Source organism: Pseudomonas sp. BGI-2 (genome assembly GCF_004310295.1).
Taxonomy (GTDB): Bacteria; Pseudomonadota; Gammaproteobacteria; order Pseudomonadales; family Pseudomonadaceae; genus Aquipseudomonas.
The window spans coordinates 21,927-34,231 of record NZ_SISB01000016.1 but is presented as its reverse complement, the minus strand read 5'-3'; the positions used below and the strand labels follow the sequence as shown (position 1 = coordinate 34,231).

Genomic DNA, 12,305 nt, shown 5'->3' with positions numbered 1-12,305 from the left:
TTGCTCCTGTTTACTTGGGTAGCCAGAGCTTTCATGATGCGCGGACGGCGAAAAGCATTACAGATTCAAAGTATCTGTATTAACTCCATACAGATTTACCGATTTAGCGTCTGAATCCTATATTTTCGCCCGATCTGTATTGGTTAACCGAATCACCCACTCCGAGACTGCGCCATGACCCTTTACGTCAACCTCGCCGAATTACTCGGCATGCGTATCGAACAGGGTTTCTATCGCCCCGGTGACCGGCTGCCCTCGGTGCGGGCGTTGAGTGTCGAGCACGGGGTCAGCCTGAGCACGGTGCAGCAGGCCTATCGCGTGCTGGAAGACAGCGGGCTGGCGACACCCAAACCCAAGTCCGGCTACTTCGTACCGGTGGGTCGCGAACTGCCGGAGCTGCCGGCCATTGGCCGCCCGGCCCAGCGCCCGGTGGATATTTCGCAGTGGGATCAGGTGCTGGAACTGATCCGCGCCGTCCCCCGCAAGGATGTCGTGCAACTGGGTCGCGGCATGCCGGACATCGCCACGCCGACTATGAAACCGCTGCTGCGCAACCTGGCGCGAATCAGCCGTCGGCAGGACATGCCCGGCCTGTATTACGACAACATCTACGGCACCCTCGAACTGCGCGAACAGATCGCCCGCCTGATGCTCGATTCCGGTTGCCAATTGACGGCCCACGACCTGGTGGTGACCACCGGTTGCCACGAAGCGCTGTCCACCAGCATTCGCGCCATCTGCGAGCCGGGGGATATTGTGGCGGTGGACTCGCCGAGCTTTCACGGCGCCATGCAGACCCTCAAGGGCCTGGGCATGAAAGCCCTGGAAATCCCCACCGACCCGCTCACCGGGATCAGCCTCGATGCGCTCGAACTGGCCCTGGAGCAGTGGCCGATCAAGGCCATACAGTTGACCCCCAACTGCAATAACCCACTGGGCTACATCATGCCGGAGTCGCGCAAACGCGCGTTGTTGACGCTTGCACAGCGTTTCGATGTGGCGATTATCGAAGACGATGTGTATGGCGAGCTTTCCTACAGCTACCCGCGTCCACGCACGATCAAATCCTTCGACGAAGACGGCCGCGTCCTCCTGTGCAGTTCCTTTTCCAAGACCCTGGCGCCCGGTCTGCGTATCGGCTGGGTAGCGCCGGGCCGCTATCTGGAACGGGTGCTGCACATGAAATACATCAGCACTGGCTCCACTGCGCCGCAACCGCAGATTGCCATCGCCGAATTCCTCAAGGCCGGTCACTTCGAACCGCATTTGCGGCGGATGCGCACGCAATACCAGCGCAATCGCGACATGATGATCGACTGGGTCACACGCTACTTTCCCGCCGGCACCCGCGCCAGTCGCCCGCAAGGCAGCTTCATGTTGTGGGTTGAGCTGCCGGAAGGCTTCGACACCCTGAAACTGAATCGCGCCCTGCACGATCAAGGCGTACAGATTGCCGTCGGCAGCATCTTTTCCGCCTCGGGCAAGTACCGCAATTGCCTGCGGATGAACTACGCTGCCAAGCCAACACCGCTGATCGAAGAGGCCGTGCGAAAGGTCGGCGCCGCAGCGATCAAACTGCTGGCGGAAACGGATCGCATCACCGACTGACCTTTCTGAGGAAACCGGCGTCCATATGCCGACATCTGCCGCCAATCGGAACGATCCCACGTGAGAGTCAGACAGCCCCTGCTCGCTTTTCTGTTACTCGCCTCGTTCCTGGGCGGTTGCGCCAGCTTCGACGTTCAACGCGAACCGAGCCAGGCCCTGCCCGCCAGCGATTCGGCATTCGGCCGTTCAATTCAGGCCCAGGCCGCGCCCCATGAGGGCAAGTCCGGTTTTCGTTTGCTGTCCAATAGCGGCGAAGCCTTCATGGCCCGTGCCGAGCTGATCCGCAATGCCCAAAGCAGCCTCGACTTGCAGTACTACATCGTGCATGACGGCATCAGCACGCGGATGCTGGTGGACGAGTTGCTCAAGGCGGCGGACCGCGGCGTGCGGGTGAGAATCCTGCTCGATGACACCACCAGCGACGGCTTGGACTGGATCATCGCCACGCTTGCCGCGCACCCGCAGATCCAGATCCGCCTGTTCAACCCGCTGCATCTGGGCCGTGCCACGGGCGTGACGCGAACCATGGGCCGGTTGTTCAACCTGTCGCTGCAACACCGGCGCATGCACAACAAGTTGTGGCTGGCGGACAACAGCGCGGCCATCGTCGGCGGGCGCAACCTCGGAGACGAATACTTCGACGCCAAGCCCAACCTGAATTTCACCGACATCGACATGCTCGGCGTCGGACCGGTGGCCGAGCAGCTTGGCCACAGCTTCGACCAGTACTGGAACAGCGCACTGAGCAAACCGATCGATGAATTCCTGTCGAGCAAACCGACGCAAAAGGACCTGCAAAATACCCGCACGCGCCTGGAAGAATCGCTGGAAGAAACCCGCAAGCAGAATCACGCGCTGTATCAGCAGCTGATGACTTACACCACACAGCCACGCATGGACATCTGGCGCCGGGAGCTGATCTGGGCGTGGAACCAGGCGTTGTGGGATGCACCGAGCAAGGTGCTGTCAGACGGCGAGCCTGACACGCATTTGCTGCTGACCACGCAACTGGCGCCCGAGCTGACAGGCGTCAGCAAAGAACTGATCATGATCTCGGCTTACTTCGTGCCGGGGCAGCCGGGGCTGGTTTACCTTACCGGTCGGGCCGACGCCGGAGTCTCCGTCAGCTTGCTGACCAACTCGCTGGAAGCCACGGACGTGCCGGCCGTGCACGGCGGTTATGCGCCTTATCGCAGGGCGCTGCTGGAACATGGCGTGAAGCTGTACGAATTGCGCCGCCAGCCCGGCGAAGGTGGCGGCAGCGGGCCGCATATTTTCTACGGCAAATCCTTTCGTGGTTCCGATTCCAGCCTGCACAGCAAGGCGATGATCTTCGACCAGCAGAAATCCTTTATCGGCTCGTTCAACTTCGACCCGCGCTCGGTGCTGTGGAACACCGAGGTCGGGGTGTTGGTGGACAGCCCCGAACTCGCCGCGCATGTGCGCAAAGCAGCCATGGAGGGTATGGCGCCGCCCTTGAGTTATCAGGTCAATCTGGAGAACGACCGGATCGTCTGGGAGACGGAAGACGACGGCAAGATGCACACGCTGACCAAGGAACCCGGGAGCCTGTGGCGCCGGTTCAATTCCTGGTTCAGCACGGCGGTCGGCCTTGAGCGGATGCTCTGACAGACGATAAACATCCCTGTGGGAGCGGGCTTGCTCGCGAAAGCGGTGGGTCAGTCGACATCATCGTCGGATGACCCACCGCTTTCGCGAGCAAGCCCGCTCCCACATGGGGATGTGGCTGCCTGGCAATTCGGCGTCAGGCAGGTTCGGCAACTGCCCCAAACGCCCCCTGGCGCCTCAGCAAAATCACCAACCCGAACGCGCCCGCCGCCATCAACAACGGCAAGGCGTGACCGCTGATCCACTGGCTGCCCGCACCAGCGGCCAACGGTCCGATCAGGCAACCAATGCCCCACAGCTGCGCAATATGCGCATTGGCTCGCACCAGCGCATCGTCGCGATAGCGTTCGCCGATCAAGATCAGCGACAACGTGAACAATCCCCCGGCGCTGGCGCCAAACAGCACCCACAACGGCCAGATCAGCAGCGTGTCGATCAGCAACGGGATCGCCAGGCTCGAGAGCATCAGCACCACCGCGCAACCGGTGAACAACGTGCGTCGCGACAGGCGATCCGCCAGTGCGCCAATCGGCAGTTGCAGCAAGGCATCACCCACCACCACGGTGCTGACCATCGCCAGCGCGATTTCCGTGGTGAAGCCCTGACGCAGGCAATAAACCGGCAGCAAGGTCAGGATCATCGCTTCGAACGCGGCGAACAGCGCCACTCCCCAGGCAATCGCCGGCAGACCTCGGCAGAAGCCCCACAAGTCGCTGAAGGTCACGCTGCAGGCTTCGCTGGTCGGTGCGCCGCTGCGGCCCAGCAGCAGGAACGGCGCCGCCGTGAGCAAACCGACGCCGACCCAGAATCCGTAATCGTGTTCGGTGCCCAGAACGCCCAGCAGCAAAGGCCCGGCCAACTGACTCAGCGCATAGCTGCTGCCATACAGCGCCACCAATCGCCCGCGCCATTGTTCGACCACCAGTTGATTGATCCAGCTTTCACCGAGGATGAAGACCAGGGTCAGGATCACCCCGATCATCAGGCGCAACACCAACCAGACCGGATAACTCGGCAACAGCGCCAGCAAACCGATGGACACCGCCCCGGCCCACAGGCACAGGCGCATCAGATTGGCAGTGCCAAGGCGCGAGGCCAGATGGCTGGAGATCTTCGCCCCCAGCAGCACGCCAATGGCCGGCATTGCGGCCATTACGCCGATGGCAAACGAACCGTAACCCCAGCCTTCCAGGCGAAACGACACCAGCGGCATGCTGACACCCAGGGCCAGGCCGACACTCAAGACAGACGCCAACACGGCGAAATAAGTCGCCCAGCGCATTTCCCACGCTCCTGTGGATATTATTTTTCACAGACGACACAAAACAAATGTGGGAGCGGGCTTGCTCGCGAAGAGGACATCACATCCAACATCGTCATTGGCTGTTTTGGCGCCTTCGCGAGCAAGCCCGCTCCCACAAGGGATCTTCGTTGTGTGGTGCTTACAACTTGATCCAGGTCGCCTTCAGCTCGGTGTACTTGTCGAACGCGTGCAGCGACTTGTCGCGGCCGTTACCCGACTGCTTGAAGCCACCAAACGGGGCAGTCATGTCGCCGCCATCGTACTGATTGACCCAAACGCTACCGGCACGCAGCGCTTTGGCGGTCAGGTGAGCCTTGGAGATGTCCTTGGTCCACACCGCTGCGGCGAGGCCGTAAGGTGTGTCGTTGGCAATCGCAACGGCTTCTTCGGCGGTATCGAAAGCAATCACCGACAACACTGGGCCAAAGATTTCTTCCTGAGCGATTTTCATCGCGTTGTTCACACCGTCGAAAATCGTTGGTTCAACGTAGGTGCCACCGCTTTCCTGAAGCGTGCGCTTACCGCCAGCCACCAGTTTGGCGCCATCGGCGTGGCCGGATTCGATGTAGGACAGCACGGTGTTCATCTGCTGGGTATCCACCAGCGCGCCTACGTTGGTCGCCGGGTCCAGCGGGTTGCCCGGTTTCCAGGTCTTCAGCGCTTCGATCACCAGCGGCAGGAAGGTGTCCTTGATCGAACGTTCGACCAGCAGACGCGAACCGGCGGTGCAGACTTCACCCTGGTTGAAGGCGATGGCACCGGCCGCCGCCTCGGCTGCGGCTTGCAGGTCCGGGGCATCGGCGAACACGATGTTCGGGCTCTTGCCGCCGGCTTCGAGCCAGACGCGCTTCATGTTCGATTCGCCGGAGTAGATCAGCAATTGCTTGGCGATCTTGGTCGAACCGGTGAACACCAGGGTGTCGACATCGTTGTGCAGGGCCAAGGCCTTGCCGACGGTGTGACCGTAGCCTGGCAGGACGTTCAGCACGCCTTTCGGGATACCGGCTTCAACGGCCAGCGCGGCAATGCGGATAGCCGTCAGCGGCGATTTTTCGGACGGTTTGAGGATCACCGAGTTACCGGTGGACAGCGCCGGGCCGAGTTTCCAGCAGGCCATCATCAGCGGGAAGTTCCACGGCACGATCGCGCCGACGACGCCGATGGGTTCGCGAGTCACCAGACCCAGTTGGTCATGGGGAGTCGCGGCCACTTCGTCGTAGATCTTGTCGATGGCTTCACCGCTCCAGCTCAGGGCTTGCGCCGCGCCGGGAACGTCGATGTACAGGGAATCGCTGATTGGCTTGCCCATGTCCAGGGTTTCAAGCAGGGCCAGCTCTTCGGCGTGCTGTTTCAGCAGGCCGGCGAAACGAATCATGGTGGCTTTGCGTTTGGTCGGCGCCAGACGCGACCAGACGCCGGAATTGAAGGTGGCGCGGGCATTTTCAACAGCGCGCTGGGCATCGGCGGCGTCACAGCTGGCAATCTTGCCCAGCAGACGGCCATCGACCGGGCTGATGCACTCGAAGGTCTCGGCGGAGACAGCATCGGTGTATTCGCCATTGATGTAAGCACGGCCTTCGATCTTCAGATCGCGAGCCCGTTGTTCCCAATCGGCACGAGTCAGGGTGGTCATACGAGTGTCCTCCTCTTATTGAATACGAGCGCCCCGCGGTCTTCGCGGGTGCTGTCAGGAATTCTGCCCAGCCAGCCTGCTTTTCGGCCCAAGGCAACCGCCACCCTAAACCAGCGGCAGGTGAAGTTTCAATATATTTGACATAAGGCCGGCAAACGGCCTTGCGATGTTCATTTTAATAAACATAGACTTTGGGTCTTTTCAGGCATCGCGCCGCAATCACGGGGAATTACAACAATGAATATCCAGGATGTCGTCGACTTCAGCCAGGCCACCACCCAACCCGAACGCTACCGGCCCGACCCGGCAAAAGTCCTCAAGGGCGACCCCGAGCAGTCGGTCTACAACCATTACAACAGCCCTTGCGGCCAGTTGAATGCGGGTGTTTGGGAAGGCGCAGTCGGCCAGTGGCATGTGAACTTCACCGAGCATGAATACTGCGAGATCGTTCAGGGCGTTTCAGTGCTGCGCGACAACGACGGCAACAGCAAAACCGTGCGTGCGGGGGATCGTTTTGTGATCCCGGCCGGGTTCCGCGGCACTTGGGAAGTGCTGGAAACGTGCCGCAAGATCTACGTGGCGTTTGAACAGAAGGCCTGAGGATTTGCGCTGTCTGGGCTGACGCCTTCGCGAGCAAGCCCGCTCCCACACTGGATTTGTGAGCGGCGCAGATCAAATGTGGGAGCGGGCTTGCTCGCGAAGAGGCCCTGACAGCCAACGCAAAACCCTTAGGCAACAAAAAAGGCCCGTATCTCGCGATACGGGCCTTTTTCGTAAGAGGGAAAAATCAATTACTTGATTTTGCCTTCTTTGTAGATCACGTGCTTGCGAACAACCGGATCAAATTTCTTGATCTCGATTTTGTCCGGAGTAGTGCGCTTGTTCTTGTCGGTAGTGTAGAAGTGACCAGTACCGGCGCTCGAAATCAAACGAATCAATTCACGCATGATTAGCTCCCTTAGATCTTGCCAGCTTTGCGGATTTCGGCCAGCACGACAGTGATGCCACGCTTGTCGATGATACGCATGCCTTTGGCAGATACGCGCAGACGCACGAAACGTTTCTCTTCTTCAACCCAGAAGCGGTGATGCTGCAGGTTCGGCAGGAAACGACGACGGGTTTTGTTGTTTGCGTGGGAAATGTTATTCCCAGTCACCGGACCCTTACCGGTAACTTGACATACTCTCGACATGCCTCAGCCCTCTAAAACCACATGCCCAACCCGGCATGGGTTGGCCGCTTAATCTCTCAGTCATTTGGCGCCAGGCGCCGCGTTTCTTTAGAGGTCTTACCGGCTACACCTACAGTGAAGGAACCGGGCCCCTAGAAAAGAGCGCTGCTTTATACCAGATAGACTGAGGTGCAACAACATTCCGTGTGAACAGACTTGATAAAAACCCCGTTTTTCAGGCTGCGAGCGCCTTGGATAAAGGCTATCGTCGATAAAGACCGCTCGTCGCAGAACATCGGCCAACCGGCCAATTCAGGGTATCGCACAGGCAGTACGCACCGAAAACAAGCGCACATAGTCCCCTTAAAATGAAAAAGGGGATAGTCATTTGCAAAAGAGCCCACTAGGGTAAGCCTTTTCCAGACTGCACTTGCAGATGGGCCTTCGATCTGTAAAGGAATCCGACCATGCGCCTCGCTGCCCTACCGCTGCTGCTCGCCCCTCTTCTGCTGAGCCCATTGGCCCATGCCGCCGCCCTGAGCGTCTGTACCGAGGCAAGCCCGGAAGGGTTCGACGTGGTGCAATACAACTCGCTGACCACCACCAATGCCTCGGCCGACGTGCTGATGAACCGCCTGGTGGACTTCGACACCGCCAGCGGCAAAGTGGTCGCCAGCCTCGCGGACAGTTGGGAAGTCACCCCCGATGGCCTGACGTATGTGTTCAAACTGCACCCGCAGGTGAAATTCCACCGCACCGAGTACTTCAGCCCGACACGCGAGCTGACCGCCGAAGACGTGAAATTCAGCTTCGACCGCATGCTCGACCCGGCAAACCCTTGGCACAAAGTTGCCCAGAGCGGCTTCCCGCACGCCCAGTCGATGCAGTTGCCAGCGCTGATCAAGAAGATCGATGCACTGGACCCGTTGACCGTGCGTTTCACCCTCGATCACCCGGACTCGACCTTTCTCGCGACCCTGAGCATGGGCTTTGCCTCGATCTATTCCGCCGAATACGCCGACAAACTGCTGAAGGCCGGCACGCCCGAGAAGCTCAACAGCCAACCGATCGGCAGCGGCCCATTCGTCTTCACGCGCTTTCAGAAAGATGCCTCGATTCGCTACAAAGCCAACCCGGACTACTTCCGTGGCAAGCCTTCGGTGGACCCGCTGATCTTCGCCATCACACCGGATGCCAACGTGCGATTGCAGAAACTGCGCCGCAACGAGTGCCAGATCGCCCTGTCGCCCAAGCCACTGGACGTAAAGGCCGCGCTGAAAGAACCGACATTGAAAGTGGAAAAGACTGACGCCTTCATGACCGCGTTCGTCGGCATCAACAGCCAGCATCCACCGCTGGATAAACCTGAAGTACGTCAGGCAATCAACCTCGCGTTCGACAAGGCCAACTACGTCAAAGCCGTGTTCGAAGACACCGCCGAGCCCGCCAACGGCCCGTACCCGCCCAACACCTGGAGCTACGCCAAAGGCTTGCCGGGTTACCCGCATGACATCGAAAAGGCCCGGGCATTGATGGCCAAGGCCGGGCTGAAGGATGGCTTCCAGACCACCATCTGGACCCGACCTTCCGGCAGCCTGCTCAACCCGAACCCGAGCCTAAGCGCTCAAATGCTGCAATCCGACCTCGCAGAGATCGGTATTCAAGCCGAGATTCGGGTAATTGAATGGGGCGAACTGATTCGCCGCGCCAAGGCCGGTGAACATGACCTGCTGTTCATGGGCTGGGCCGGCGACAACGGTGACCCGGACAACTTCCTCACGCCGCAGTTTTCCTGCGCCGCGGTCAAATCCGGCACCAACTTCGCCCGTTACTGCAACCAGGACCTGGACAAGCTGATCAGCGCCGGCAAGACCACCGGCGAGCAGGGTGTGCGTACCAAGCTTTACGAACAGGCTCAGGCGCAGATCCAGCAACAGGCGCTGTGGCTGCCGCTGGCGCACCCAACCGCTTTCGCCCTGACGCGCAAGGACGTCGAGGGTTATGCAGTCAGCCCGTTCGGCCGCCAGGATTACTCGAAGGTCAACCTCAAATAACAGCCACACCACAAAAAACTGTGGGAGCGAGCTTGCTCGCGAGAAGGCGTCCTGTCAGTCAACCTATTCAGTGACTGAAAGAATGCAATCGCGAGCAAGCTCGCTCCCACAGGGATTTTGGCTACCCCGCTACATCCACCCATACTCAGCCATCGACAGCGGATCGCCGTCGCCGATGATGAAATGGTCGAGCACCCGCACATCAACCAGCTCGAGCGCCTCTTGCAGACGCTTGGTCAGCAGCCGATCGGCCTGACTGGGATCGGGATTGCCCGACGGGTGGTTATGGCAGAGGATCAATGCGGCGGCGTTGTGGGCCAATGCGCGCTTGACCACCTGTCGCGGGTACACGCTGGTGTTGTCGATGGAGCCGCGAAACAGCACCTCAAATGTCAGCACCCGGTGTTTGGAATCCAGAAACAGGCAGCCGAAGACCTCATGCGGCTCGTGACGCAGCATCGACTTGAGATAGTCACGCACCGCCAGCGGGCTCTCCATCACCGAATCACGCCGCAGCCGTTCTGCCAGATGCCGGCGGGCCATTTCCAGTACCGCCTGCAACTGCGCAAACTTTGCCGGTCCAAGCCCGAGCTCACCGCTGAAGGTCCGAAGGTCGGCCTCGAGCAACGTGCGCAGGCTGCCAAATTGCTGCAACAGGTGTCGCGCCAAATCCACCGCGCTTTTACCCGCCACGCCAGTTCGTAAAAAAATCGCCAGCAGTTCGGCGTCCGAAAGACTCCCAGAACCCAACTCAAGTAACCTCTCCCGCGGGCGCTCCGCCGCCGGCCAATCGCGAATGCTCATAGCACCTCCATGTGTGTTTGGGCGCCGCTGTTCCATTGCGGTCGCTGTGATATCGTAGCCCATCTTTTTTGCGAGCGATTTCACTCCTGGGGAGGGGGTATCGCCACGCAGTCATCAACGAAATGAAAGGCAGACCTATGCAGCGGCTGTATCGGAAACGCATCGTTCTGGGCGTCGGCGGCGGTATTGCTGCCTACAAGAGCGCCGACCTGGTTCGCCGCCTGATCGACCAAGGCGCCGAAGTGCGCGTGGTCATGACCCGTGGCGGCAGCGAGTTCATCACCCCGCTGACCATGCAGGCCTTGTCCGGCCACCCGGTTCATCTGGACCTGCTGGACCCGGCGGCTGAAGCTGCGATGGGCCACATCGAACTGGCCAAGTGGGCCGACATGGTGCTGATTGCCCCCGCTACTGCGGACCTGATCGCCCGTCTGGCCCAAGGCATTGCCGACGACCTGCTGACCACGCTGGTGCTGGCCACCGACGCCGTGGTCGCCGTTGCCCCGGCGATGAACCAGGCCATGTGGCGCGACCCGGCGACCCAAGCCAACCTGCAAACCCTCGAAAGCCGCGACATCAAAGCCTTCGGTCCGGCCTCCGGCAGCCAGGCCTGTGGGGACGTCGGCCTGGGCCGCATGCTCGAAGCCGTCGAACTCGCCCAATGCGCGGCGGACTGCTTCAAGCGTCAGGCATTGACCGGCAAACACGTGCTGATCACCGCTGGCCCAACCCAGGAAAACATCGACCCGGTGCGCTACATCACCAACCACAGCTCCGGAAAAATGGGCTTCGCCCTGGCCGAAGCCGCGGTGGAAGCTGGCGCCCGCGTGACACTGATCACCGGCCCGGTGCACCTGCCGACCCCGGATCGCGTTACCCGCATCGACGTGGTCAGCGCCCGCGACATGCTCGCTGCCTGCGAAGCCGCAATCCCCTGCGACCTGTTTATTGCCTCGGCAGCGGTCGCGGATTATCGCCCGGAAGTCGTTGCCCCACAGAAACTCAAGAAAGATCCCACGAACGGCGACGGCTTGTTGCTACAGATGGTGCGTAACCCGGACATTCTGGCCACCATCGCCACGCGCCCCGACCGTCCGTTCAGTGTCGGTTTCGCCGCCGAAACCGAACACCTGCTCGATTACGCTGCACGCAAGTTGAAAGACAAGAACCTCGATTTGATCGTCGCCAACGACGTCGCCAACCCGAGCATTGGCTTCAACAGCGAAGAAAACGCCTGCAGCGTGATCGATCGTGAGCTGCACGCCACACTTTTCGCCCAGACCAGCAAGAGCAAAATCGCTCGCCAGCTGATCACTTTTATCGCCGAACGTCTGAACCAGGTTTAATTTACATGCACGCTTTGCAAGCCAAGATCCTCGACCCCCGCATCGGTACCGAATTCCCGCTGCCGCAGTACGCCACGCCAGGCTCCGCTGGCCTCGACCTGCGCGCCATGCTGGAAAAAGACACCGTGATCAAGCCGGGCGAAACCCTGCTGATCCCGACCGGCCTGTCCGTCTACATTGGCGATCCAGGCCTGGCGGCGCTGATTCTGCCGCGCTCCGGTCTGGGCCATAAACACGGCATCGTGCTGGGCAATCTGGTCGGTTTGATCGACTCCGATTACCAGGGTCCGCTGATGGTTTCGTGCTGGAACCGTGGCCAGACCGACTTCAACATGGTCGTCGGTGAACGGCTGGCCCAGCTGGTACTTGTGCCAGTGGTTCAAGCGCACTTCGAGATGGTCGAAGAGTTCGTTGAAACCGAGCGCGGCGCTGGTGGCTTCGGGCATTCGGGCAGCCATTGATCGGATAGATGGCTAACTTGTGGTGAGGGGGCTTGACCCCGTTGGGCTGCGTAGCATCCCCAAAAACCTATAAGTTTTACGGATTTTTGTGAGTGCTACGCACTCAAGCGGGAGCAAGCTCCCTCGCCACAGGTATGGGGCCTGCTGAAATTTGCACAAAGCTCAGCTGGAAGTTTTACCGCCCAAAATCAAGGCATTGACCGGTCATTACCCCACAAACGCAGGTGGCATGGCCTTTACACACCACGAACTCTCAGTGGAAAACGCCGTCATACCCTTCAGTTTGCACCTGCCGA

The 12,305-nt window shown here is 60.2% G+C and carries 11 protein-coding genes; 6 read left to right on the top strand and 5 right to left on the bottom strand.

Going from position 1 to position 12,305, the window contains the following annotated elements; all coding sequences use genetic code 11:
- Positions 1 to 174: 174 nt before the first annotated feature.
- Positions 175 to 1,608, top strand: a complete 1,434-nt coding sequence (locus tag EYC95_RS12910; RefSeq protein ID WP_131060698.1) for a PLP-dependent aminotransferase family protein — start codon at positions 175 to 177, stop codon at positions 1,606 to 1,608.
- A gap of 60 nt (positions 1,609 to 1,668) precedes the next feature.
- Complete coding sequence (locus EYC95_RS12905) at positions 1,669 to 3,237, top strand: phospholipase D family protein (RefSeq protein WP_131060697.1); 1,569 nt, start codon at positions 1,669 to 1,671, stop codon at positions 3,235 to 3,237.
- Between the two features lie 136 nt (positions 3,238 to 3,373).
- Here EYC95_RS12905 and EYC95_RS12895 read toward each other — a convergent pair whose 3' ends face one another.
- Together EYC95_RS12895 and EYC95_RS12890 are read right to left on the bottom strand one after the other, a co-directional pair.
- Positions 3,374 to 4,519, bottom strand: a complete 1,146-nt coding sequence (locus tag EYC95_RS12895) for an MFS transporter (protein ID WP_131060696.1) — start codon at positions 4,517 to 4,519, stop codon at positions 3,374 to 3,376.
- Positions 4,520 to 4,679: 160 nt separating this feature from the next.
- Positions 4,680 to 6,173, bottom strand: coding sequence for an aldehyde dehydrogenase (locus EYC95_RS12890; protein ID WP_131060695.1), 1,494 nt, complete (start codon positions 6,171 to 6,173; stop codon positions 4,680 to 4,682).
- 237 nt (positions 6,174 to 6,410) lie between these two features.
- On the opposite strand from EYC95_RS12890, the gene EYC95_RS12885 reads away from it, so the two are divergent.
- Positions 6,411 to 6,773, top strand: coding sequence for a cupin domain-containing protein (locus tag EYC95_RS12885; protein ID WP_131060694.1), 363 nt, complete (start codon positions 6,411 to 6,413; stop codon positions 6,771 to 6,773).
- Positions 6,774 to 6,964: 191 nt separating this feature from the next.
- Here the strand turns inward: EYC95_RS12885 and rpmG are convergent, their stop codons facing one another.
- Positions 6,965 to 7,120 (bottom strand): 50S ribosomal protein L33, encoded by a 156-nt coding sequence (rpmG, locus tag EYC95_RS12880; protein WP_007894709.1) that lies wholly within the window; start codon positions 7,118 to 7,120, stop codon positions 6,965 to 6,967.
- Between the two features lie 11 nt (positions 7,121 to 7,131).
- Entirely contained in the window at positions 7,132 to 7,365 is a 234-nt protein-coding gene (gene rpmB, locus EYC95_RS12875) for a 50S ribosomal protein L28 (protein ID WP_007894701.1), read from the bottom strand.
- Positions 7,366 to 7,811: 446 nt separating this feature from the next.
- On the opposite strand from rpmB, the gene EYC95_RS12870 reads away from it, so the two are divergent.
- Positions 7,812 to 9,398, top strand: coding sequence for an ABC transporter substrate-binding protein (locus EYC95_RS12870; RefSeq protein ID WP_131060693.1), 1,587 nt, complete (start codon positions 7,812 to 7,814; stop codon positions 9,396 to 9,398).
- Positions 9,399 to 9,527: 129 nt separating this feature from the next.
- Here EYC95_RS12870 and radC read toward each other — a convergent pair whose 3' ends face one another.
- The gene (gene radC / locus EYC95_RS12865; RefSeq protein WP_131060692.1) at positions 9,528 to 10,202 is read right to left on the bottom strand and encodes a DNA repair protein RadC; all 675 of its coding nucleotides are present in this window, start codon (positions 10,200 to 10,202) and stop codon (positions 9,528 to 9,530) included.
- A gap of 137 nt (positions 10,203 to 10,339) precedes the next feature.
- On the opposite strand from radC, the gene coaBC reads away from it, so the two are divergent.
- Together coaBC and dut are read left to right on the top strand one after the other, a co-directional pair.
- Positions 10,340 to 11,548, top strand: a complete 1,209-nt coding sequence (coaBC, locus tag EYC95_RS12860) for a bifunctional phosphopantothenoylcysteine decarboxylase/phosphopantothenate--cysteine ligase CoaBC (RefSeq protein WP_077748581.1) — start codon at positions 10,340 to 10,342, stop codon at positions 11,546 to 11,548.
- 5 nt (positions 11,549 to 11,553) lie between these two features.
- Positions 11,554 to 12,009, top strand: a complete 456-nt coding sequence (gene dut / locus EYC95_RS12855) for a dUTP diphosphatase (protein ID WP_010465200.1) — start codon at positions 11,554 to 11,556, stop codon at positions 12,007 to 12,009.
- Positions 12,010 to 12,305 lie beyond the last annotated feature (296 nt).

What these genes read in the sequence shown, in the direction of transcription:
- EYC95_RS12910 (WP_131060698.1), top strand. Translation starts at nt 175, where the DNA reads ATGACCCTTTACGTCAACCTCGCCGAATTACTCGGCATGCGTATCGAA.
- EYC95_RS12895 (WP_131060696.1), bottom strand. Translation starts at nt 4,519, where the DNA reads ATGCGCTGGGCGACTTATTTCGCCGTGTTGGCGTCTGTCTTGAGTGTC.
- EYC95_RS12890 (WP_131060695.1), bottom strand. Translation starts at nt 6,173, where the DNA reads ATGACCACCCTGACTCGTGCCGATTGGGAACAACGGGCTCGCGATCTG.
- EYC95_RS12885 (WP_131060694.1), top strand. Translation starts at nt 6,411, where the DNA reads ATGAATATCCAGGATGTCGTCGACTTCAGCCAGGCCACCACCCAACCC.
- rpmG (WP_007894709.1), bottom strand. Translation starts at nt 7,120, where the DNA reads ATGCGTGAATTGATTCGTTTGATTTCGAGCGCCGGTACTGGTCACTTC.
- rpmB (WP_007894701.1), bottom strand. Translation starts at nt 7,365, where the DNA reads ATGTCGAGAGTATGTCAAGTTACCGGTAAGGGTCCGGTGACTGGGAAT.
- EYC95_RS12870 (WP_131060693.1), top strand. Translation starts at nt 7,812, where the DNA reads ATGCGCCTCGCTGCCCTACCGCTGCTGCTCGCCCCTCTTCTGCTGAGC.
- radC (WP_131060692.1), bottom strand. Translation starts at nt 10,202, where the DNA reads ATGAGCATTCGCGATTGGCCGGCGGCGGAGCGCCCGCGGGAGAGGTTA.
- coaBC (WP_077748581.1), top strand. Translation starts at nt 10,340, where the DNA reads ATGCAGCGGCTGTATCGGAAACGCATCGTTCTGGGCGTCGGCGGCGGT.
- dut (WP_010465200.1), top strand. Translation starts at nt 11,554, where the DNA reads ATGCACGCTTTGCAAGCCAAGATCCTCGACCCCCGCATCGGTACCGAA.